Origin of the sequence: Leptolyngbya sp. UWPOB_LEPTO1 (assembly GCF_017302695.1) — a bacterium.
Lineage (GTDB): Bacteria > Cyanobacteriota > Cyanobacteriia > Leptolyngbyales > Leptolyngbyaceae > Leptolyngbya > Leptolyngbya boryana.
Window position 1 is genome coordinate 285,358 of the sequence record NZ_JAFLCJ010000001.1, and the last position, 22,503, is coordinate 307,860.

Below are 22,503 nucleotides of genomic sequence, written 5' to 3' on the forward strand. Positions count from 1 at the left end.
CACTCCCTACCTCTTACAAAATCTGCGCCGAATCATACAACTGACGCAAAATCGTACTAATCTTCTGCCCATACTGCGGATCAGCCGACCATCTCCCGGTCAATTGTTCAATCAAGGGCGCAATTCCGCGCGTCACAAACCGAAATCGCGGAGTGACTACATCCTGCACCAAAGGTTCTGTACTCGCATACGCTTTCAATAGCTGAATATGCGCTCTTACCCCAATTTGAGCATTTGGGAAACTTGCTCCTTCAGGTCCTCCACCCACATCACCTAATCCAGCGAAATTATTCTGAGATGGCTTCACATCCCCGCCAAATCGTAAATAATTGGTCTCTAGTAACATCTGACTAAAGGCAATATCATAGTTCACCCCTTCGATCGCGCCTTCTTGACGATACAAATCCGCGATCGTTGGAAACTGTGCGACCGCAGCTTCATTATTTCTTCTCAGGAACGTGATGAGTTGCGAACTCAAAGTATTGCCATTGCCCATAATGCGATCGAGCGATCCCGCACAGACCCGCAAAATCGATCGCAACGTCACCGTTCTTGTCTTCGCATCCCACCCGATCACAACATTAAACTTTGCCAAATCCGTCGCTCGAATAAAGACGACTTGACGATAGTTAATCCGAGAAATCCCCGGTTCTTTGGACAAATCAAGCCCTAAGCGATCGATGAGATCCAGTGGCACAAAAGAATTTCCATTTACCAAAATTCCTTTCTCACCATAAGTCTGACCATTCAGATTAATCGCAATTTCTGGATACTGATTCGGATCAGGCGGTAAAGCAGTTCCTCGCACCCAAGCCACTAATCCATCCGAAATGCCCAGCGACACATCTCGCCGCTGATTTTGAATAATAAAGCGATCGTCTGGATTCGTCAGAAACCCGATCGTCATTAGCAACGATCCACAATTGATTTGACGACAAAAGGGCAGACTCCCTAATCCCGTATCGGTGTCGGGTCGTGCGCCTCGACTAGGAAGTTGCGGCACACGACGAATTAAAGCTTGTAAAAGCAATTCGGCATTGCGTCGTCGCTGATCATTATTCGCAATGAAGTAGACCGTCGAGCCGCGCACACTGGGATTACTGAAGGCATCGGCTCGAATTTCTAGGGCAACATCATCTCTCCGGGCGCGCGCATTAATCCAGTCAATCGCTTGTGCAGCACTCAGCGCATCCGGGACAGATAAAACTTCGACTCCGCGCGATCGCAATTCTGTGACGATCAAATCGCGCGTCAGAATCATTTCTCTGGCTTCGGTTGTCCCGGCAACGACTGCACCCGGATCTGTGACTCCATTGATGCGATTGCCATGCCCTGCGGAAATAAAGATACGTCCCATCAGCTTTACGAATAACGAATTTATAGGTTGAATCGTCAGTCGCCCATTTTATCTCTTTTTCAGGGAATGACCCATTTCCAAGGAGATTGCGATCGCGGTTTATCCAACTGATTGCAGGTGCGATCGCACTCGTCACCGATCAAAGCTCACTCAAATGCTTACTCATTCGTCCTTTGCACTTCTCCTGCGGGTTGCTTCGGCTTTCCGCCTGAATTTCGCACATTCACAACCTTCCCTAATAAATCAAACCAAAACGGCGCACCCATCGCGATCGCAATTCCGCTCACAATCCAGCCCGACAACATCCGTAAAACCCCGAGCGGGCGATTGACCATAATCTGCGCGACCTGCAACGGAACTGGCGCATTCGATGATTGATCCGTATTCAAACAGCCCTTATACAAATTGTCCCATTGCGCCTTGAGCTGATTCGCTTCAGTATTTGCGACATCTTGAGGGGGTGCAGACGAGATTGCACTGGATGGACAGCCCAACTGTCGCCCGAGATTACTCGAATTCCAGCTAATCGGAAACGAAATCTCTCGTAACACTGCATCCGTCTCATTCTTCAACTCCTCAAGCTGAGCCGAAAACCTCGGCGATCGCTGAGCATCCAAATTCAACTGCGAAGCTCGCTCAGTGACTAATCGACGCAAACTATCATCACTCGACAACCGATTGAAAATATGAAACGTATCCGAGTTCGTCGCCGCCGCTAACGTTAAGCCAATGAGAATCGCCACCCCTTTTGCATTGCGTTTATACACGCCTGAAGCCCGCGACATCGAGCGATCGAACCAGACTGAAATCTCATCGCGAAACTGATTGACCTGATTTTCCGCTTGATCCACGCGAGCCTGCGATCGTTTTGCCAAAATCGCAATGCTCTCTTTTACAGAATCCGGCAGACGGCTCAACCCATTGCGAATCGTTTTATAGGTTTGATAGTCCTCATACAGTTGCCGTTCTTCGGGCGTGAGATTGGCGAGTGCATTCGCTAGGAAAATTTGCTGCAAATCATAGTCTAGATCCTCGAATTTTGTCGGGTGATCCAGAGCATTCGCATCCAGTCCCAATCGATAGTCGTTGATTTGCGTCTGAATCGTTGAATTGACTTGAGCATCAATCGGACGAGCTTGATTCGCAATCCGATCGTACGCTCTCGCCACTTCTTGATGGGTACTACTGCCTTGATGCACCAAGTCTGCAACTTCTGCAATGCTCGGTTTCAACCCACCAGAACTGAATGCTCGCTCATAATTCTGACCAAACACACTCGCCTTGTACGACTGCAATCGCCGGACAAACAGCGCCGTTTCTGGAGAGGATTGATCGAAGTTTGCACAGGCTGCAATATACGCATCTAAGCTTTCTCCTAAGCGCTCGACACTCGTTTCTAAGGTCGCTGTACGCACCCGATACGCATTGAGAATTTGATCGTACTCTTCGACAAGCACCCGAAAATTTTGATCGGCACTGAGACTTGAGCGCTCTGATTTTTCCGCGATCGTACGAATGGCTCCCCGCTCCCACCCATCTTGGAATTGATCATCATCCGGCAATCCCACCTCGCCGAATTCATTGACCCAATAATGTCCTACAATCCGGTGAACGAATTTCTCAAACCGCACCTCGGACAGTTTATCCACCATAGAAGTAATGCCCAACTGCTCAATCAGCGAAGTCGCAAATGTCTCTGGTGCAATGTAAGACGGTCCCGAAGATTGATTATGACCAAACGCGCCAGGTCGATTGCCCGGAAACAGGATTCTGGTAAGTTTCCGAAATGCTTGAGGCACCGCTCCTTTCGCTGCTTGATTGACGTTTTTGAGCAAGGGATCATCATAGAGCCGTCCGACCAAATCCTTGACTCGCTGTTCTTCGGGCGTATTAATTCCACCTCCTAAGAGTACTTCGATCGAATCTTTCAAATGTTTTGCCCGCCATTGCAGCACTGTTGCCAGTAATTCTTGTAGTTCTGAAGCTAGCAGACTCAGAATTAAGTAAGTAAAGATTAGTCCAATAGCAACATCTAAAACAAAAGGTAAATTCATCGATCCAGTTCTCCCTGACGCTGAGTGAAGCGCCTAACATCATACACAGAGCAGTGAAAGTGTAGCGATTTCTTCCTTTTATCTCGTAAAAATTAAGAAAAACATAACTCTGGTATTGCGAATTGGTTACGATTTCTGAATCTTGACCTGATACGCTTAAGGGAGAAGGCGCAGGATCGGGACATGAAACGTCGATCGCTACTACAAGCAGGTATTTTTCTCGGAGTCTGGGGAGCCAGTTCATGCACTCGGACAGCACAAGTTCTCGCTGCGCCGACTGCTCGAAAACTCGCGCTTTTAGTGGGAATTAATCAATATCGCAATGCGGCACTGAATGGCTGTTTGACCGATATTGAATTACAAAAAGAATTGCTGATTCATCGCTTCGGATTTCAGCCCAATGACATTCTGACTTTAACGGATCAGCAAGCAACGCGATCGCGCATTGAAACGGCTTTTATAGAACACCTCATTCGACAAGCCCAACCGAATGATGTGATTGTTTTTCACTTTAGCGGCTTCGGAAGTTTACAAAAACTCGGCACAACGGCAGATGACATTCAGCCAATTTTGATCACAGCCGATGAACCCCAAGATAACGTAATCGCGAACGGAATTTCTCAAGATACTCTGCTGCTGCTTTTGCGATCGCTGCCGACTCAGCAAGTCACCACGATCATTGATGCGGGTTATCTCTATCCGGGCTATGCTTTGCGGGGAAATTTGAAACTGCGATCGCGATCCAGCGATCCAGCGACTCAATTGATTGACGAAGAAATCGAGTTTCAAGAACGGTTACTTACAAATACGAAACTCGATCGCACTCGAACAAAAGTGCAATGGCGATCAGGACAGATGCCAGGAGTGGTTCTATCTGCTGCCGATGCTCAACAATTTGCGACAGAATCCCCTTGGAATGGATTTAGTGCAGGACTGTTTACTTACGCACTGACGCAGCAACTCTGGCGATCAATGCCCGAAACCACGCTGAGAGTCGATCTCAGAGGAGCCTCCGAACTGATTGCAAGGCAGTCTGATGCCAAGCAACAACCCATTTTAATCGGGCAGAAAAGCCGCGAGCGACCGCTCAAACCTTACCAAGTGCCCATAACTCAACCGTCCGCTGATGGAGTTATTACCGCGATCGAAGACAATGGCAAAATCGCATACTTATGGCTCGGAGGTTTACCTCCCCAGGTTCTAGAAGCTTACAGTCTGGGCGGATTATTCAGGACAGATCACTCAGTGCTTCAAGTATATGAACGCAGTGGATTAGTAGCGAAAGCGAAAGCGATCGAATTGCCTGTGCAAGTCGGTCAACCGATTCGAGAAGCGATCCGAACTTTGCCGAAAGATCTGAGCTTAGCGATCGCGATCGATGCGACCTTAAATCGAGTCGAGCGAGTCGATGCCGTGAGTGCTTTTTCGGGACTGCCAAGAGTTGCAGCAGCGATCGCAGGCGAACAAGCAGCCGACTATTTATTTAGCAAAGTTGAAGAACCGACACAAGTTGCTTCACTGACAACAGAAGCGATGAAAGGAACGATTTCACCCGCTGGATATGGATTATTTTCACAAGGGCGAGAAGCGATTCCAAGTACAGCAGGCGAGTCTGGAGAAGCCGTAAAGTTAGCAGTCAAAAGGCTTACGCCACAGTTGCAAACGCGCTTAGGTGCAAAGTTACTCAGCTTGACAGCGAATTCAGATTCATCTCAGATCTCCGTGCGCGCGGCTCTCGTCAATGCTGACGCAAAGATTGCCGTCCAGCAGACGAGCCGGGTTGCCGAGTCTCCAAGCGATGTTGTACCTTCTAATGGAAAAGTACTTTCGCTTCCGATTGGAACTTCGATTCAGATCCGGCTTGAGAATCATGATGCTGAATTGATTCACTTTCTCGTTCTAGGATTAGACAATAATGGAACGGGTGTAGTACTCAGCCCAAGAGAAAATGAGCAAGTAAAATCCACGATCGCTCCCGGCGAAACCTTCACCCTGCCTCAAGCGCAATCCGATTGGATTGTACGTTTGCCCGCAGGTCTATCTGAAGCTTATGTGATTTGTAGCCGTACTCCATTTCAGCAAACTGAAGCTTTAGTAGGAACTCGAGAAAAGTTTATTCGCTCTCTTCCCAATTTCCTTGATGTTGCCCAAGCAGTGCTACAAGATGTGCATCAAGCGAGTAGTACAATCCCTGCAATTACGCCTCCTGAACTCTTCGCTCTGAATGTCAATGCATGGGCAACGTTTCGCTTCTTCTATCAGGTGGTTTAGAGAATAAAATTCAGCGTGCGATCGTAAATAGGCAATTTTGCGAATCAACATTGATGCAGTTCTGGAATACGATCGCAGTAAATTGAATCTAAACTTCGATTTCTGAGTTTCCTTCTACTTCATTCATCGTTATGCAAATGCAACGCGTATTGTTATCTTTAACGGCTGCTCTTGGAATTGGGTTCAGCCTCAATTCCTGGTTTCAAGCTCCCACAGCAGCACAATCTTCTAAAGTTGCACAAAATTCAGAGTCCCCCTTAGAAACACTCCCAAACGTCGATAACATTCGCTTTCGCGCGCTAACTTATCAGCGATCGCAAACTCAAAGTAATTCAGCAATAGAAGCAGCGATTCGCCGAGAGCTTTCTGGAGATGTAGCTAACGTTCGCTATCTTTATAACTCGATCGATTTAGATGGCGATGGTCGCGATGAGAAAATTGTATATTTAGTTTCTCAATCGACCTGTGGCACAGGCGGCTGTACAATGCTGATTCTCAAACCAGCAGGAAACGGTTACAGTTTGCTTTCGCGACATACGATCGTCAATTCTCCGATCGTTGTAAGCAACACCCGCACAAAAGGCTGGCGCGATATTATTCTGTTCGTTGCAGGTGGAGGTATACAACCGAGCTATCGCAGCTTAAAATTTAACGGTTCTACTTATCCGAGCAATCCTTCAAGCGCTCCAAAATTAGCTTCTAGCACGATCGTAACGGGAACTGCTCTCATCTCGAATCAGATTCGCCCAGGCGTTGGCATTCCGCTCACGGCTCAGACAGGAACACCTCAACTGACACCTCAGCAGCAAGCTTCGCTGAAGTCTTTGAAAATTGCGATCGCAGTTCCAAGCTCTGTTCCTGCTGGCTATACGGTGAGCAAAGTGGATGTGAAACCTTGTGAAGGTAGATGCCGATTTGGGCCAGACTATGGCATCGTTTACCGCCATGCACAGCAGGATAAATGTTTTGCGATCGAGGCAACGGGTGGCGGAGTGGGTGGTGTACCTGGAGGGTATGAATTTCCAGTAGAAACGAAGCTTTTCGGGCGAGTCTCTCTGCTGTTTGGTGAGCAAACTGGAGACTTTAAAACCCCATCCGCTCAGCAGCTTTCTACACCTCAGCCCAATTTACTCAATGATTGGGCGACTGCACCAGGTTCGACTTCTCCGTTTTATCGAATTCTTGGTGCTGATTTTGTTCGTCGAACCTACTATGGTGGCAAAACAAATCAATGCCGAAATACGATTACTCCAAATGAGGCAGCAGAAATTTTGCGATCGCTGTCCTGGTTAAAGTAACCTCCGCTAGTAGTTCACCACAATCTGATGGGGAGATAGGGAGCAATTTGAGTTTGAGTTCTCCCCACTCCCCACTCCTCACGATTCACGTAGTGGACTACCAGAATATTTAAACCGTTCTTTGCTCATTGATTCGTTCTGCCCAAAGTTGATTCTGCTCCACACTAAGCACAATTCGCCGATAAAACTCGTTCTCAAGTTCCAAAGTCAAATATCGCCCCAACCGTGTCACATACCAAAACTCTTTACCTCGATCGGTATAGTAAGTTCCCGCCTTAATCACCCCTGGCAAAAACGTCCCTGGCATCCTAACATCCGTCCAGCTATGTCGAGGCTCCTCAGTTGATACCTGAGTAATATGACTCAACGGAATGTACAAATCCGCATTAAAGTAAAACGCCCAAATACGTTCCCAACCATCAAGATCGATTTTGAACTGATCATCTGAAATAGATAATTGCATAGCTTTTACTGCGAGGATGTTCTAAAGATATCAAAAGACTTTTCGCTCACATTGCCATCCCACCCCGGAACGGAATTTCGCAGCTAGTAAAACGAAGTCTCCTAAACGGGACTAACCAAAAGCTTGAGCGACCCAGTCCTTTTAAGGACTTCGCACCGTTAGCCCCGGAATTCCGTTTCCGGGGCGGGTGAATGCGTCTCAACGACGACTTGCTAAATCATCCTCTTAAACTGGTTCATAAAAGACCGATCGATAAAGTCCTTCATCCACCACACCCACGGAGCGCGCCAACCGAATCCCCCATAGGATGCCACTGCAACCTTATCCCCCGTTCCAATCAAACTCAGATAGCGTTTCTGAGGACGATAAGGCTTCAACACCCGATTTTCCAACTTAGCCCGGAGATTGTGAAACAAAGGCTTGCCCTGCCTCACTGCAAATACCCCTGCCTTCGGTCGATCGTAGTGCATCATTGTGGCAATATCACCCGCTGCAAACACCTCAGGATGAGACACCGACTGTAAAAACTCATTCACTAAAACGAATCCTTGCGCGTCTACTGCCAGCCCAGACTGCTTGACCCAAGGCGCAGCCGAGGCATGAGTCACCCAAACCGTTGCATCACAATCCGTCGCACGTTCCACAGCTTGCCCAACGTGCAGTTGAATCCCTCTTTGCGTCAAAATCTTTTGAAATTGCTGCCGCACCCAAGCGTTATGACTTGGCAACAACTCGCGATCGCGTTGAAACAAATGAATCTCTAACTCAGGCATCTTCGCCTGCATATTTAACGCCAACTCGACCCCGCCTGTTCCACCGCCTACGATCGCCACACTCTTACCGTCAAACTGATTCCACCATTTGAGAAACTGAGCAATCGGCTTTGCCCCAATTCCCGCCGCTCCTGCTGGCATCATCGGCGTACTGCCAATATCGAGCGACACGAGATCAAACTCAACCTCCCCTGCCTCACATAAGACTCGATGCCGAGCCAAATCCAACCCAATGGCGCGATCGATTCTCAATTCAGCCTTAGCGAATTCACACAGCGAGCGCAAATCGATATGACATTCCTCATACGAGTAGAAACCCGCTACATGTCCCGGTAACAGTCCTGAATAAGGCGTAACTTCCGCCTCACTAATCAACGTAATTTCGACATTAGACAGCGGATGCAATCCGAATTGTCGAAGTGCGATCGCGTGACTATGTCCTCCTCCCACCAAAACCAATTTTTGCATTCCGGTAATTTCTTCAGGTTAGCGATCGACAACCGCGAGAACGCCCACGTATAACTACTAATTTTTACGAAAAATCCGTTAAAACCGATAGCTCAAACGGCAGATAAAACCGTGCGCTCCGTAAACTCATGGCTATTCTGTATAAATGTAAACGACTGGGGTATCCGTATGAGCAAACGACACTGGATGATGAGCGCTGCAACCGGAACAGCACTCTTACTCACAAGTTGCGCGACCAACCGTACCAATACTCAATCTACACCGCCCACCCCCCAAGCCTTCCCGCAACCTGTCGTACCCGCCAAATCGCTCACCCTGCCTCCGGTCAAAATCGCAGGCATGATTCCAACGACCAATAGCAAACTCCCATTAATGCCCGTTGCTGTCGGAAGCAATCGCGATCCCTTCGCAGCGCCTCAAATGCCAACTGAACTGAGAGCCACGATCAAACCAGCCCCCACAAAAACGATCGCAGCAAAATCCTCAACCATCAGCACTTCACCTGCCGTTGCTTTACCTCAGCCTCAACCCATTCGGCTCACTTCTACCCCGATGCCTCCGCTCTCAGTCGGCACACTGCCGACCGTCCAACCTGCTCTGCCTGTGATCCCACCCCCTCCTATCTCTCGCCCAAATTTGGCAGACGCGATCGTCTTAAGCGGCGTGATTCAAACTGGCTCAAACATAAGCGCGATCGTTCAAGATACCGACGGCACCTCGCGCTATGTGCAAGTTGGAGAACGCCTCGCAGGTGGAGAAGTGACGGTAAAACGAATCAACCTCAATCCGGCAGGAACTCCCTCGATCGTCTTCCTGGAAAATGGCAAAGAATGGGTCAAATCCGTCGGCAGTTCAGAAAGCTCGATCGCACTTTAGAACTTGCAGAATTGCTACATTGGAGAAATCTGTGATTGCAATTAAAATCGTAGATTCACGATGCAACGATTACTGCGGAAATCGCCATGAAGCTTTCTAAAAAGACACTCGAACAGCGACTTGACCATGTTTACGATGTAATTATTGTAGGCGGCGGAGCGGGTGGACTCTCTGCTGCAATTTATTTACAACGCTATCGGCTGTCGTGTCTGGTGATCGAAAAAGGTCGCGGTCGATCGTTCTGGATGCAAGAACTGCAAAATTATCTCGGTCTGCCCCCTGGCACTCCTGGTCGCACCATGCTCCAGCAGGGGCAAAATCATTTTCTCTCGCTAAATGGCGATTATCTCATGGGCTTTGTCGAAGAGGTGCAAGATGAAGGAGAAACCTTCGCAGTCAAAGTCAAAGTCGGCAAACAAGATAGCATTCACCCAGTTTTTCGCTCTAAATATGTGATTGCTGCGAGTGGGATCATCGACCACTTGCCCAAGCTCGACGATATGCAGAACGTATTCGACTACGCTGGACATAATCTGCATGTCTGCATGATCTGCGACGGTTGGGAAATGGCGGACAAAAAATGTGGCTTGTTTGTCGGCAGCGAAGGCGCGATTAACACCGCATTTGTGTTGAATTGGTTTACGCCTTACATCACCGTTTTTACCCAGGGCTTATTTGAAGTCAGCGACGAGATGCGAGAAAAATTAAAATCTCACGGATATCCACTCATCGAAACGCCGTTAAAGCGATTCGTTGGACATGATCATGAGATGACAGGCGTAGAACTCGCGGACGGACGGACGATCGAATTACAGACGGGCTTAGTGGCAATGGGTTCGCATTATTACAATGCCTACTTAAAAGGGATTGAACTCGACTGGAAAGGCGGAAACCTCCTAACTGACGACATGTGTAGGACATCGCATCCGAGAATTTTTGCACTGGGAGATTTAAAAGAGGGATTAAATCAGGTATCAATTGCGGTTGCAGATGGTACATTGGCGGCAACTGCAATTTGGCGAGACATTCGTCGATCGTCTCCTCCGCGATTATGGGAGGAAAACCTTAACGTCATAACCCAAGAGGGAGTACCTATCTCGTGATGCAACTTGACGCTTCTCAAGCTCAGCAAATCTTTGCTGAAAATGCCCGTCTCCAAGAAGAACTGCAAATGCGCGATCAGCTCGTGCAGCAGCTCTCACAGGAATTATTCCGCCTGGTTAAAGGCAATGCGAGTGCGCCCATCCCCGCTTCAGATGAGCCGTCCGATCGACAAGTCGCTGAAGTCCGGGCGCTACGCGAACAGCTTCAGACCGTAGAGGAACAAGTCACGTTCTACCAAGAGCAAATTACGCAACGCGATGAAGAAATGCGCCAGTTACGGCAAACGGCTCAGGAATTAACTGAGCGATCGAAGATGCTCGAACAAGTCGTGCAAGAATTGCCTAAAGTGTATCGGCAGAAGTTTGCCGAGCGGATGCAGCCTGTGCGAGAAAAGGTGGCAATGATTCAGCGCGAAAATCGTCAACTTCACGCGGAACTCCAAAGCGTCAATTATCGCTTAGCCGTGCAAAATCGCAGAAACGGGCATCTTGATTTGCCGAGTTTTCCACGAGGTGAGGGTGAAATTTCACTGCCCACCTTTGGGAATGCTTAAATCAAGAATTTCTAACGCATAAATTGAACGACAAAGCCCCCACAAGCTAAATCTTGCGAGGGCTTTTTGCTGACAGTGGTTTACTGGAGTTAGGTTTCGACTTCGATCAACTCGCGAAGAGATGAGATCTAGAGCGACTAAGAGCGCTGAACGAGGTCAAAACGCGATGAATAAAGCAATTCTGATAAATTAAGCGATTTGCAGCACTTCTTGAACTCGACCAAAAGCATCCTCGATCGCTTCATAATTCTCGAAAATCGAAAACGCCTGATCCAGTTGCGTAATCTCAAAGACCAACCGAGTCGAGGGACGCAATCCACATAAAACAAGCTGAGTACCAGTATGGGTCGCAACTTTTAATCCTGAGACTAATGAAACTAGCCCCGAACTATCAATAAATTCAACACGCGACAGATCAATAATCCAGGCTTTATATTGCCGAGGTGCAAGGGTTGCCCACTGTTGGTGTAATGCTGCACCACCCACTGCATCTAATCGACCCTGGGGCTGTAATACAACCTCTTCGTGCCGCTCAATTAACGCCATTTCCATATCTCCACATACTTTCGTTCACTCTCACATCCATGCTTCATCCGGAAGACTTGACTAGAGCAAGGATCGTTCCTTTGCTAAGTAGTTGTACGCATTATTTAGTGCTTCAACTATAAGGAGTCTGTTTCCGGATGCACTAAACAACTATCGTAGTTTTATCGAATCTTTATTTTTCTCCGTATCTCAGCGCAATTTTAATAAAGTTTTCCTGATCGTTACAGAAAAATACGGATGACAGTTGTGAAGAGATGCTAATGAATCTGTCCTAAATCGCGAACTTGAAGAAACTGTCGATCGATTGATTGACACTTGAGGCGAAACCACGTCAAGATCGAAAGAAGATGAAGGTTTGTAAAGGTTATTGCAATGTCACTTGACTTCATTTCGCCGGAAGCGATCGAGCAGATTGCTCAGCAGTATGGTTATTGGGCGATTTTTTTCGGAATTTTGTTAGAGAATTTAGGGCTGCCCATTCCCGGTGAAACGGTGACGCTTGCGGGTGGTTTTTTGGCAGGAAGCGATCAGCTGAATTATTTCTGGGTGATTGGTGATGCAGCGCTCGGCGCAACGATCGGCGGCAATATTGGCTACTGGATTGGGCGCTACGGCGGCTGGGCACTGCTGGTCAACTTGGGCAAGGTGTTCCGCATTCAAGAGACTCAAATCGAAGAACTAAAGCGCCAGTTTGGGGAGAATGCTGGCAAGGCAGTTTTCTTGGGTCGCTTTGTGGCACTGTTGCGGATTTTTGCCAGTCCGCTCGCCGGGATCGCAGAGATGCCCTATTGGAAATTTACGCTGTACAACACTGCTGGAGCGTTCACTTGGGCAACGGTCATGGTGTCGTTGTCGTATTTTGCGGGTCAGGTTGTCCCTCTAGAGAAACTGTTTACACTGGCTTCACAGTTTGGGGTAGTGGCACTTTTGCTCGTAGCGGCTTGGCTCGTGGTTCCGTTTTGGTTGGAATCGCGGAAATCGAAACAGTTGGTGTCTGAAACGCTAGAAGCCAATGCACTGCCAACGGTGTCAGACGACTCTTCTCAAAGCCAGTAATCTTGTTCAATTTGCATAAATTTGCGGGAGCCAAATTTGGCTCCTTTTTTGTGGCTTGATTTGAGCGATCGCTTTAAGCAAGTTTCAGGCTTTACTCATTGACAGGCTCCTCTCAAAGTGAGAGTATTGATTGAAGAATTCCTATTTAATTGCACTTCATTGTTATGAAAACCTTCTATTACTGGAATGCATTTAATCCATATTCGCAATTTACGCGCTGATACGGAACGTTATTCAGATGTCACTTCCCAGATAGAAAGTTGGTACACCACGGTCAAGAAAGCAAACTGGCGAAATTTGGAAGAGGTTCGCTTGATCTACCGGGATGCTGAATCCGTCGGAAACTTCACGGTCTTTAATATCAAAGGGAATGCTTATCGTCTTATCGTTTCTATCGACTATGAAGACGGCACTATCTTCTATAAGTACTTCCTTACACACTCCGAATACGACAAGAACAAGTGGAAGAATGACCCTTACTTTTAATATAGAAAAATACAATCAGCTTCTCACCGAATCGACTCCTCAAGTCATCGAAAGTTCTGAGGAGTACGATCGCATCATCGCGATCGTAGAGAATCTGCATTTCAAGAAAGATAAGTCCGCTGAGGAGCGTAAGTTGTACAAGCTCCTCGTCGCGCTTGTTGAGCTTTACGAAACTGAACATTTTCCGATTCCAGATGCCACACCTCGCGAAGTTCTGTTACACATTATGGAAGCGAGTGGAACTCGTCAAGCCGACCTGGTTGGGGTGCTGGGTTCTAGTGGTGTCGTCAGCGAAGTGGTCAATGGCAAGCGGGCAATTAGTAAGGCTCAAGCCAAAGCACTAGCGGCACGCTTTAAAGTCTCTCCTGACCTCTTTCTCTGAGTGAATCGTTCAAGTCTTGGAAAGCTTGATTTGAGCGATCGCCTAATGTAGAATAAGAACTCCTCGGGCGATTGGCACAGGGGTAGCGCATTCCCTTCACACGGGAGAGGTCACTGGTTCAAATCCAGTATCGCCCATATTTTAGAAACGAGTTTCGGAGAGAAATTTCACTATGAAGCCGGAAGTCGCGATCGCAATTCTCTATCAGCATCAGACCTTCCTACTTCAACTCCGAGATAACATTCCAAATATTGCTTATCCAGGACATTGGGGACTGTTTGGGGGACATTTAGACCCAGGCGAAACGCCTGAAGTGGCAGTCGTTCGAGAATTGCAAGAAGAAATTTGCTATGTTGCGCCGGATCTGGTGAAATTCGGGATTTACGAAGACGATCGAGCGACTCGCCACGTCTTTGCGGCTCCGCTAACTGTGGATGTTTCTGAACTCAAGCTGATGGAAGGTTGGGATTTAGGAGTATTCACAATCGCAGAGATTCAGCAAGGAGAGCGGTTCAGCGATCGAGCCAATCAAATTCGACCGTTGGGCGCAATTCATCAGCGAATTTTGCTAGACTTCATCAATGCAAAAAGGGTGAGCTGATTTCACATCATGGATTTGGTGCGGTTACAAAAGGCGCTTTCGGTCGAAGCTGATCGCGGATTTAATGATCTGGAGGGCAATCAGTTCCGCTTCAGCGAATTTTTGCATCTCACATTGACCGAAGGAACTCCCGCACTCCCGGCATCTGAGCAAGCACGCTGTCAGACGATCGCGAACCAATTCGCGAAATATTCCGATTTAGAATTTTCACAACGCCAGCATTTAGTTGCTGAAACTCGACGCTTTCTCTATCAAGTCAAAAAATCTGAAGAAAAACCTGCGGAAAAAGCCCCGACTAAACCTACTGCAAAAGTCACGCCGAAAGTGACTCCGAAACCGATCGAGGTTCCTGCACAAGATATTCCACTGACACAAGCTATTACTTATCTCCCAGGAATTGGCCCAAAAAGTGCCGAAAAGCTTGCCAAACTTGGGCTTTACTTTGTGCGCGATCTGCTTTATTACTATCCGCGTGATTATATTGACTATGCTCGGCAAGCGAAAATTCGCGAACTCAAAGTCGGCGAAACGGTCACAATCGTCGCCATGATTAAAAGCTGCAATTGTTTCACCAGTCCGCGAAATAGTAAGCTGACGATTTTAGACTTAAGCATTCAAGACTCCAGCGGTTCGATGAAAATCAGCCGTTTCTATATGGGGAGCCGTTTTGCGAGTCGAGGCTGGCAAGAACAACAGAAAAGACTGTACCCGAAAGGAGCCTCGATCGCGGCTTCTGGTTTAGTCAAACAGACCAAATATGGCATTTCACTTGAAGATCCAGAGATTGAAGTGTTGGATCAAGAAGGCGAAACCCTTGATTCTTCCAACATTGGTCGGATTGTTCCGGTTTATCCCTTAACGGAAGGGGTTGGGGCAGAGTTAATCCGTCGGGCGGTGACGGCAGCGTTACCTGCAATTAAGAATTTGCATGAACCGATGCCGAAAGGGTTACTTGCAGAATATGGATTAATTGGAATTCAAGACGCGATCGCGAATATTCACTTCCCGACTGATTCAGAGACACTAGAATCGGCTCGACGACGCTTAGTATTTGATGAGTTCTTTTACTTACAGCTTGGCTTACTCAAACGGCGCAGAGAACAGCAGCAAACTCAAGCCAGTGCAGTACTTGCACCGACCGGGGAATTAATCGATCGCTTCCATCAGTTACTTCCTTTTAGCTTAACGAATGCTCAAAGCCGCGTTGTCAATGACATTCTCAATGATCTTCAGAAACAGACTCCGATGAATCGACTCGTGCAAGGCGATGTCGGCTCAGGAAAAACTGTTGTTGCTGTTATTTCGATCCTAGCAGCCATTCAATCGGGCTATCAGGCAGCGTTTATGGCTCCTACTGAAGTTCTAGCAGAGCAGCACTATCGAAAGTTAGTGAGCTGGTTTAATCAACTGCATTTGCCAGTGGAACTGCTCACAGGTTCGACCAAAGCAGCCAAGCGGCGAGAGATTCATAGTGGATTGCAAACCGGGGAACTGCCTTTGCTGGTTGGAACTCATGCTTTGATTCAAGATACGGTTAGCTTCGATCGCTTAGGCTTAGTCGTCATTGATGAACAACATCGCTTTGGCGTTGAACAACGCGCCCGACTTCAGCAGAAAGGCGAACATCCTCACGTTTTAACCATGACTGCAACGCCCATTCCGCGAACCCTTGCTTTAACGTTGCATGGAGACTTAGATGTGAGTCAAATTGATGAATTGCCGCCTGGACGAAAAGCGATTCAAACAACTGCATTGACCGGTCGCGATCGCCAACAAGCCTATGATCTAATGAAGCGCGAAATCGCCCAAGGACGGCAGGTTTACATTGTCTTACCTTTGGTCGAAGAGTCAGAAAAATTGGATCTCAAATCCGCGATCGACGAACATCAACATCTGAGTGAGAATGTTTTTCCAGATTTCAAAGTAGGGTTACTGCATGGTCGCATGACTTCTGCTGAGAAAGACGATGCGATTACTCAGTTTCGAGATAACAAAACCCAGATTCTCGTCTCTACAACCGTTGTAGAAGTCGGTGTCGATGTCCCGAATGCGACTGTGATGATGATTGAACATGCGGAACGATTTGGATTATCACAATTGCACCAGCTTCGAGGTCGAGTCGGACGGGGCGGATCGCAGTCGTTCTGTCTATTGATGAGCAATTCTAAGAGTGAAACCTCAGTTCAGCGCTTGAAAGTGCTCGAACAATCTCAGGATGGTTTCTTTATTTCTGAGATGGATATGCGATTTAGAGGGCCAGGAGCAGTGTTAGGGACACGGCAATCGGGACTACCAGACTTTGCCCTGGCAAGCTTGGTCGAGGATCAAGAAGTCCTTGTGCTAGCAAGAGAGGCAGCAGAGCGAACGATCGAGAAAGATCCCACGATCGAGAAATGGAATGCGATGAAAGCAGAATTAGAATATCGCTATCAAAGGCTGATGGGTGGAGCAATTCTCACTTAAGGCGGGACGCAATCGATCGCGGTTAGTGTATAACATATTAGTTTCGACTGAATTACAATCATTGAGGCGACACGAATGCCACGCACGAATGCTCGAAAAACTGAAGCAACCGACCCAGAATTGCTAAAAGAGCTAGGTTTAGAAGAGATCGAAGAGACTGAAGCAGACTCTGAGCCACCTGAAGAGGATGCAGAGGCTCAAGAGGTCGAAGAGACTCAAGAGGTCGAAGCAGTTCAGGACATCGACGAGATTTTGAACTCGTTGAAGACTTTGCTGAGCACAGTCGAGAAGTTGCAAAAAGTTCGGCAAGATGTTGGTGATATTAAATCGCTCCTGGTCAGAATGCTCGATGGTGAATTGATGGCTGGAGAAGAGCTTGAGCAGCTGAAAACAGGTGTAGCAGGACTGTTGAGATTAGTCCGTGCTCATAGCGATCATCAAGCAGCATTGGCGAAAGCACAGGCAGCGAGAGATTTATTAGACGAAGTGCTGAAGTAGGACTATGGCGATTCGGGTTGAGCTGTGAATGCCAATAAGGGTGGGGAGTAGAGAGTAGAAAGACTAAGAGAACAGCTCCCCGCTCCTCACCTTAAGCCTCGAATTTATACCTACAAACAGAGCATTAATTCCGATCCAGTTTGAGTCTTCGTAACTTCAATGCGAGCTTGGAAAGCTTCGCGGAAGTGAGGCATATGTGTAATGGTCAAAATGCAGGCAAACTCAGGCGCGATCGCATTAATCGCAGCAATTAAGCGATCGCATCCTTCTTGATCCTGAGTTCCAAAGCCTTCATCGACAATCAGCATTTGCAAGGCTGTTCCCGATCGTTGAGCAAGCAATCGCGCCAAAGCGAGCCGAATCGCAAAATTGACCCGAAACGCTTCTCCTCCCGAATATGTCTCATACGGTCGCGTTCCATAGGCATCCGCAATCAAAATATCCAAAGTTTCCATCGCTTTCGCAGACGTGGATTTAGATTTGCGATTGCGTTGGGTGACGAATTGGACGTGTAATTGATTCGCGCTGAGACGGGACAGAATTTGATTCGTCGTCGCTTCGAGTTGCGGCAAGATGTTCTCAATCATCAAGGCTTGAATTCCATTCTTGCCGAAAGCTTGGGTCAGTTCTTGATAGATTCGAGTCTGCTGACGAGCTGTTTTAAGCTGAGCATTGATCTGTTGAAATTGCTGGCTGAGTGCTTCTTGCTGTTTCTGCTGCTGCTGAAGTCTGCCCAACTTCGATAAATGCTCATCAAGCTGAGTTCGATGATGTTGGATTTGCTGCTCTAAGGCTTGAATATGCGGTGCGAGATCAGGCGTGCGCTCTAAGGCTTGGATCAACTCTTGACAGTGATATGTGATCGTTTGCAAATCGGTGAATCGTGCTTGCATTGTGTCTGCAAGTTCTTGTAAACGCTGCTGAATATGGGGATAGGTTTGCTTGGCTTGTTGAAGCTCTTGATAGCGGAGTTGCCACGGTTGAGCTTGACGAATCGCAGCCCGAATTGCATTGTGCTGTTCCAGGTTGTACCCAATTTCTGCAATTTGTCGATCGTAGTACTTCAATCCGCGATCGAGTTCCTGACTCAATTGTTCGAGTTGCTGCTCGATCTGCTCAAGTTGCGCTTTGAGTTCAGGTTGTCGCTTCAATAAAGTCGATTGTCGGCGTTTCGCTTGTTTGATTTCTGCTTGACGGATTTCTGCCCAACGCCAGCGATCGACACTTCCACGCGCTAGCGCATGATTGCGATCGTCATAATCGATCTGTTGCAAATGTCGATCGAGCAGTTGCAATTCCTCATGAAGCGGCAACTCAAATTGTCCGGTCTTGAGTTGTTCTTCTAACTTGGCAGATTCAGCCGTAATTTGAGCCAGTTTTTCTTGAACGGCAGCAGTATTTTGTAATTGTTCTTGTAACTGTCCTCGTCGCTCTAACGTTCCGCCATATTGCGCTAATTTCTTTTCAATGTCGGTGTACTCTTGGCGCAAGACTTGAATTTCACGCTCAGAAGTCGTCAACTGTTCACGGATCACCCAAATTTCCGAGAGAATTTCTTCACGCTGTTGTTGTTGCTTTTCGAGAACGAGATGCCAATGATGTTCATCTAAAGGTCGATCACATAAAGGGCAAGGCGGAAAGGATTGTTGTTTGAGTTGAACAAGTGTATTGCCTTCAGAGTGCTCTGTTTCAGATGCGATCGCAGTTGCTTTTTCTTGTTCCAGCATCCGAATCTTCTGGTCAATCTCTGCCAACTGTGCTTCATAGTTTCGTTGATGAGCTTGCAGTTGATCAACGAAACCACGTCGCTCTAAGCCTTTTTCAAGTACTTGGTCTTGGTAGGCGCGGAGTTTTTCGAGTTCTTCAATTTTGACCGCAACCTCGACGGCTGCTTTTTTTAAGCTCGGTTGTCGTTGCTGTTGAGTTTGAAGTTGTCGAGCAGAGGTGCGGAGTTCTTCTAGACGAGCAGAAAGACGAGTCGAAGCACGATCGAGTTCGTTTTGCAATTGTTGTCGCCGTTGCAGAAGCGGAGAAGCCTGCAACTGAAGCTGATCGAGTTGCTGAAGTTCTTGACGTGCGGCAATCAGATTTTGAACTGCTGCTTCAACGTCAGCTTCTTTCGTGAGAGCTTTTTCAACTTCTTGAAGCTGTTCTTGTAAAGTAATTTCCTGAGCTTGAACTTTTTGCAGTTGATTCTGAAGCTGTTGAATCTTTTCAGATTGTTGTTGTTCGTGCTGTTGGCGTTGGGACTGTGCGACCTGATGCGCCTGGAATTTTGCTGAGAATGCTTCCTCTTGAGCTTGCAATGCTTGCCAATGGCGATATCCGGCAATGATCGTCGCTTCTTGTTGCAGTAATTTTTCTAAGGTTTGACGCTGCTGATCGGTTTGCGATCGCTCTTTCTGCAATCGCTGACAGTCTTGATTCAAATTGCGCTGCTGTTGTTGCTGCCAGCTTAATTGCTGCTGCCAAGTTTGTCGCTGATGCTGAACGGCTTGCAGTTGTTGAAGTTGTTCATTACTGGCAGCTTGTTGGGCTTGCATTTGGGTGAGAAGTGCTTCAAGTTCGGCACGTTCTTGCTCGATCGCGTCTCGTTGCTGAAGCTGTTCTCGAATTGCTTCTAAATTTCGCTCTAGTAGATCAACTTGTCCTTTAAACTGACGCGATTTATCTTTTGCCTGTTCTGCAAGCGTGTCGTATTGGTGAAGTTTCAAAAGATCGGCAAGAATTTGCTTACGTTCCGCAGGACGTTTCAGCATAAATTCATCGGCTCGACCTTGGCGCAGGTAAGCCGAATTTACAAACGTATCGTAATCAATTTTGAGATGGCTCAGGATCAATTGCTGTGTCGATCGAATACCTTTGGCGGTCAGCGATCGAAACCCACCGTCCTGCATAATTTGAAATTCCAGCGAGATGCCTTGCCCACGTTGGCGAGTTCTGAGCACACGGTAGATCTGCTGATGCATTCCGAAGATAAATTCAACTTGCGCTTCTTTTGCGCCCATATGAATCACATCATCTTCTGAAGCTGCTCGGCTTTCACCCCAAATCACCCAGGAAATTGCTTCTAGTAGCGAAGATTTTCCTGCCCCATTTGCCCCACAAACGCACGCAGTATGAAGCCCCCGGAAGTCAAGCGTGGCTTCCTGGTAGCTCAGAAAATTCCGAAGAGTCAGGCGTTGCGGAATCATAGCGAAACGAGCGGACGGGACAGTACTGATGCACGAAAGTACAATCGCACTTGTACTATTGAGTGTAATCGCAACTGGAACGAATTTGCTAAAAATCGTGGAAGAATTAAGAGCGATTGTCACACTCTCACATCATGTCTACCCAGAAAATCATTCTCGATACTGATCCAGGCGGCGATGATATCTTTGCTCTATTTTGGCTACAGAGTCTGGTGAAACGGGGGTTTGCTGAACTGATCGCAGTGACGACTGCCGCAGGAAATGTAAGCTCTCGCCAAACATTTTCGAGTGCCAGCCAAATTTTAAGCCTAGGCGGATTGCCGGATGTTGAAGTGGGACGCGGAGTTGAAACTTCAGACGCATCCGAAGATGCAGCGCACATTCATGGCAATGATGGCATGGGAAATTTATCGACCCTCTTACCCAGTCCAATCCATTCGTATGAGACAGCGAAATATTCGGACGAGATTTTGATTGATCGCTTAAACGCCATGCCTGGAGAAATTACAATCATTGCGATCGCACCACTCACTAATCTCGCTGCCGCCGAAATCAAACAGCCTGGAATTTTGCAGAAAGCAAAAGAAATCATTGTCATGGGCGGTGCGTTCCGTTGCCCTGGCAACATTACTTCACATGCAGAATTTAATTTCTGGTTTAACCCTGAAGCAGTTGAGACAGTTCTCAACAGTCGGAATAATGTCGTCATTACATCGCTCGACATCACACGCCATTTGATTTTTACAAAAGAAATGGCTCTCCAGATCTATCAGACCAATCCAGAAAGCCAGCTTGCTCAGTTCCTGATGAAACTCTGTGAGTTTATGATTGGAACAGCTTTACAGTATCGAGAGACTCAAGGCATCCCAGGCTTCTTAGTTCACGATGCGGCAACTTTAGGGTATTTGTTCTATCCAGAAACGATGCTGTGGCAGCGATCGCGCATTCAAATCGAAACGCAAGGCAGATGGACACGCGGACAGACTTTGATCGACGATCGACTCACAACAAAGCCATCTGCCAATGCTTGGATTGCAACTCAAGTCAATGCAACTCAGTTTTTTACAAGTTTCATCGAAGACCTGAAAGTGCTAGTTCGCTGATTGGCGAGCTTTGATTGCTTTACGAATTCTGGAAATTCCGAACAAACCGAAGCCAAATAAGGGATTGAATGCGAAGGGAACAGGTACGATCGCAGAATTTGTGAGTTCCACCTGCTCAAGTCGAAAGCTTCCTCTTGCAGAAGATGTGTTGTCGCCAATGCCAATAGAACCCGCTGAAGTATAGGGGAACCCTTCTAAAGTATAGTCTCGCAATCGACCTGTCAGAATCGGAGCAGCATAGCTCCCTCCAGCATAGAGGTAATAAGTATTGCCTAAAACGGATAAATCGTACTGAACTGCTGCTGCCTGTGTATTAAAGGAAACTCCTTCAGCTTGAGTGAATCGAGTGCCTGTTGGAGCATTCACCGGATCAGCTTTCACAGCACCATCTTCTTGTGCCCAAATTCGATTTGTCCAAAAACCAAGTTCAATACCCCGAGCATCAGTCGAACTCAAGACAGCAACACTTAAACCTGCACGATCTGCAATCGTGTCTGTGCCTGTGTTGTTCTGAGCGTTGGGATTATCATGATTTTCACTGTTCAATTGAATACGAAACATCAAGTTATAGCCCGTGTTCCGATCCATTGTTACAGTGCGACCATAACCAGCTACAAGACTGTCGTTTGAAGTCGTATTTAAGGTGGTTCCTGATGAATTCACTGTGACAGTCGGACCAGTCAAAAAATTCCGAGTCCATCCTTGGCTGTTGGGTGATGTTCCTAAAGAGCCATTATAAAGGACTAAAGCATGAGCTTTTGCAGTACCAAGTAAGAGAAAAGCGCTAGTTAGAGCAGTTGTAAGAAGAATTTTCATTGATATTACTTAGCCGGGATCAACTTAGGGAATTGAGACAACCAGAGTATTACCAAGTTACTCGCATTTCTATCAGTCGGCACAGTTTTAAGATGCGAGCGCGCAACCTGTTTTCTAAATCTTTTAGCGTCGAAAAATTTA

The 22,503-nt window shown here is 47.3% G+C and carries 19 protein-coding genes and 1 tRNA gene; 13 read left to right on the top strand and 7 right to left on the bottom strand.

Annotation, left to right across the window (positions count from 1 at the left end; translation table 11 throughout):
• Nucleotides 1-13: 13 nt before the first annotated feature.
• Nucleotides 14-1,357 (bottom strand): hormogonium tapered terminus morphoprotein TftA, encoded by a 1,344-nt coding sequence (gene tftA, locus J0L70_RS01280; protein ID WP_017290513.1) that lies wholly within the window; start codon nucleotides 1,355-1,357, stop codon nucleotides 14-16.
• A 158-nt stretch (nucleotides 1,358-1,515) separates the two neighbouring features.
• Nucleotides 1,516-3,411, bottom strand: a complete 1,896-nt coding sequence (locus J0L70_RS01285) for a hypothetical protein (RefSeq protein WP_017290512.1) — start codon at nucleotides 3,409-3,411, stop codon at nucleotides 1,516-1,518.
• Between the two features lie 183 nt (nucleotides 3,412-3,594).
• Here J0L70_RS01285 and J0L70_RS01290 point away from each other — a divergent pair, with 183 nt between their 5' ends.
• Nucleotides 3,595-5,682, top strand: coding sequence for a caspase family protein (locus J0L70_RS01290; RefSeq protein ID WP_287452758.1), 2,088 nt, complete (start codon nucleotides 3,595-3,597; stop codon nucleotides 5,680-5,682).
• A 131-nt stretch (nucleotides 5,683-5,813) separates the two neighbouring features.
• Complete coding sequence (locus tag J0L70_RS01295; protein WP_287452759.1) at nucleotides 5,814-6,980, top strand: COG3650 family protein; 1,167 nt, start codon at nucleotides 5,814-5,816, stop codon at nucleotides 6,978-6,980.
• 109 nt (nucleotides 6,981-7,089) lie between these two features.
• Here the strand turns inward: J0L70_RS01295 and J0L70_RS01300 are convergent, their stop codons facing one another.
• Entirely contained in the window at nucleotides 7,090-7,443 is a 354-nt protein-coding gene (locus tag J0L70_RS01300) for a hypothetical protein (protein ID WP_287452760.1), read from the bottom strand.
• Nucleotides 7,444-7,655: 212 nt separating this feature from the next.
• Entirely contained in the window at nucleotides 7,656-8,684 is a 1,029-nt protein-coding gene (locus J0L70_RS01305) for an FAD-dependent oxidoreductase (RefSeq protein WP_287452762.1), read from the bottom strand.
• Between the two features lie 168 nt (nucleotides 8,685-8,852).
• On the opposite strand from J0L70_RS01305, the gene J0L70_RS01310 reads away from it, so the two are divergent.
• The 3 genes from J0L70_RS01310 (at nucleotide 8,853) to J0L70_RS01320 (ending at nucleotide 11,217) form a co-directional block, all read left to right on the top strand.
• Nucleotides 8,853-9,560 (top strand): hypothetical protein, encoded by a 708-nt coding sequence (locus J0L70_RS01310; RefSeq protein ID WP_287452764.1) that lies wholly within the window; start codon nucleotides 8,853-8,855, stop codon nucleotides 9,558-9,560.
• 86 nt (nucleotides 9,561-9,646) lie between these two features.
• On the top strand, nucleotides 9,647-10,663 hold the full coding sequence (locus J0L70_RS01315; protein WP_017290506.1) for an NAD(P)/FAD-dependent oxidoreductase: 1,017 nt from the start codon (nucleotides 9,647-9,649) through the stop codon (nucleotides 10,661-10,663).
• Nucleotides 10,663-11,217 (top strand): Npun_F5560 family protein, encoded by a 555-nt coding sequence (locus tag J0L70_RS01320; RefSeq protein WP_017290505.1) that lies wholly within the window; start codon nucleotides 10,663-10,665, stop codon nucleotides 11,215-11,217. The genes J0L70_RS01315 and J0L70_RS01320 overlap by 1 nt, the downstream gene beginning before the upstream one ends.
• 189 nt (nucleotides 11,218-11,406) lie before the next feature.
• On the opposite strand, the gene J0L70_RS01325 is transcribed toward J0L70_RS01320, so the two are convergent.
• On the bottom strand, nucleotides 11,407-11,769 hold the full coding sequence (locus J0L70_RS01325) for an STAS domain-containing protein (protein WP_017290504.1): 363 nt from the start codon (nucleotides 11,767-11,769) through the stop codon (nucleotides 11,407-11,409).
• Between the two features lie 366 nt (nucleotides 11,770-12,135).
• On the opposite strand from J0L70_RS01325, the gene J0L70_RS01330 reads away from it, so the two are divergent.
• The 7 genes from J0L70_RS01330 to J0L70_RS01360 all read left to right on the top strand — a co-directional run bounded on the left by J0L70_RS01330 (nucleotide 12,136) and on the right by J0L70_RS01360 (nucleotide 17,249).
• Nucleotides 12,136-12,819 carry a DedA family protein gene (locus tag J0L70_RS01330; RefSeq protein WP_017290503.1) on the top strand — a complete coding sequence of 228 codons (684 nt, stop codon included), beginning with the start codon at nucleotides 12,136-12,138 and terminating at the stop codon, nucleotides 12,817-12,819.
• A 186-nt stretch (nucleotides 12,820-13,005) separates the two neighbouring features.
• The gene (locus J0L70_RS01335; protein WP_287452766.1) at nucleotides 13,006-13,305 is read left to right on the top strand and encodes a type II toxin-antitoxin system HigB family toxin; all 300 of its coding nucleotides are present in this window, start codon (nucleotides 13,006-13,008) and stop codon (nucleotides 13,303-13,305) included.
• Nucleotides 13,289-13,687, top strand: coding sequence for a helix-turn-helix domain-containing protein (locus tag J0L70_RS01340; protein WP_287452767.1), 399 nt, complete (start codon nucleotides 13,289-13,291; stop codon nucleotides 13,685-13,687). Before J0L70_RS01335 ends, J0L70_RS01340 begins: the two co-directional genes overlap by 17 nt.
• A 65-nt stretch (nucleotides 13,688-13,752) precedes the next feature.
• A tRNA-Val gene (locus tag J0L70_RS01345) sits at nucleotides 13,753-13,824 on the top strand.
• 35 nt (nucleotides 13,825-13,859) lie between these two features.
• Nucleotides 13,860-14,288 carry an NUDIX hydrolase gene (locus J0L70_RS01350; RefSeq protein WP_287452768.1) on the top strand — a complete coding sequence of 143 codons (429 nt, stop codon included), beginning with the start codon at nucleotides 13,860-13,862 and terminating at the stop codon, nucleotides 14,286-14,288.
• Nucleotides 14,289-14,297: 9 nt separating this feature from the next.
• Complete coding sequence (gene recG / locus J0L70_RS01355; RefSeq protein ID WP_287452769.1) at nucleotides 14,298-16,751, top strand: ATP-dependent DNA helicase RecG; 2,454 nt, start codon at nucleotides 14,298-14,300, stop codon at nucleotides 16,749-16,751.
• 75 nt (nucleotides 16,752-16,826) lie between these two features.
• On the top strand, nucleotides 16,827-17,249 hold the full coding sequence (locus J0L70_RS01360) for a hypothetical protein (protein WP_287452771.1): 423 nt from the start codon (nucleotides 16,827-16,829) through the stop codon (nucleotides 17,247-17,249).
• Nucleotides 17,250-17,359: 110 nt separating this feature from the next.
• On the opposite strand, the gene sbcC is transcribed toward J0L70_RS01360, so the two are convergent.
• Entirely contained in the window at nucleotides 17,360-20,443 is a 3,084-nt protein-coding gene (gene sbcC, locus J0L70_RS01365) for an exonuclease subunit SbcC (RefSeq protein WP_287452772.1), read from the bottom strand.
• A gap of 134 nt (nucleotides 20,444-20,577) precedes the next feature.
• Between sbcC and J0L70_RS01370 the strand changes: the two genes are divergently transcribed.
• The gene (locus tag J0L70_RS01370; protein WP_287452774.1) at nucleotides 20,578-21,546 is read left to right on the top strand and encodes a nucleoside hydrolase; all 969 of its coding nucleotides are present in this window, start codon (nucleotides 20,578-20,580) and stop codon (nucleotides 21,544-21,546) included.
• On the opposite strand, the gene J0L70_RS01375 is transcribed toward J0L70_RS01370, so the two are convergent.
• Nucleotides 21,535-22,362 carry a choice-of-anchor Y domain-containing protein gene (locus J0L70_RS01375; protein ID WP_268180450.1) on the bottom strand — a complete coding sequence of 276 codons (828 nt, stop codon included), beginning with the start codon at nucleotides 22,360-22,362 and terminating at the stop codon, nucleotides 21,535-21,537. The two genes, J0L70_RS01370 and J0L70_RS01375, sit on opposite strands and share 12 nt — an antisense overlap.
• Nucleotides 22,363-22,503: the final 141 nt, after the last annotated feature.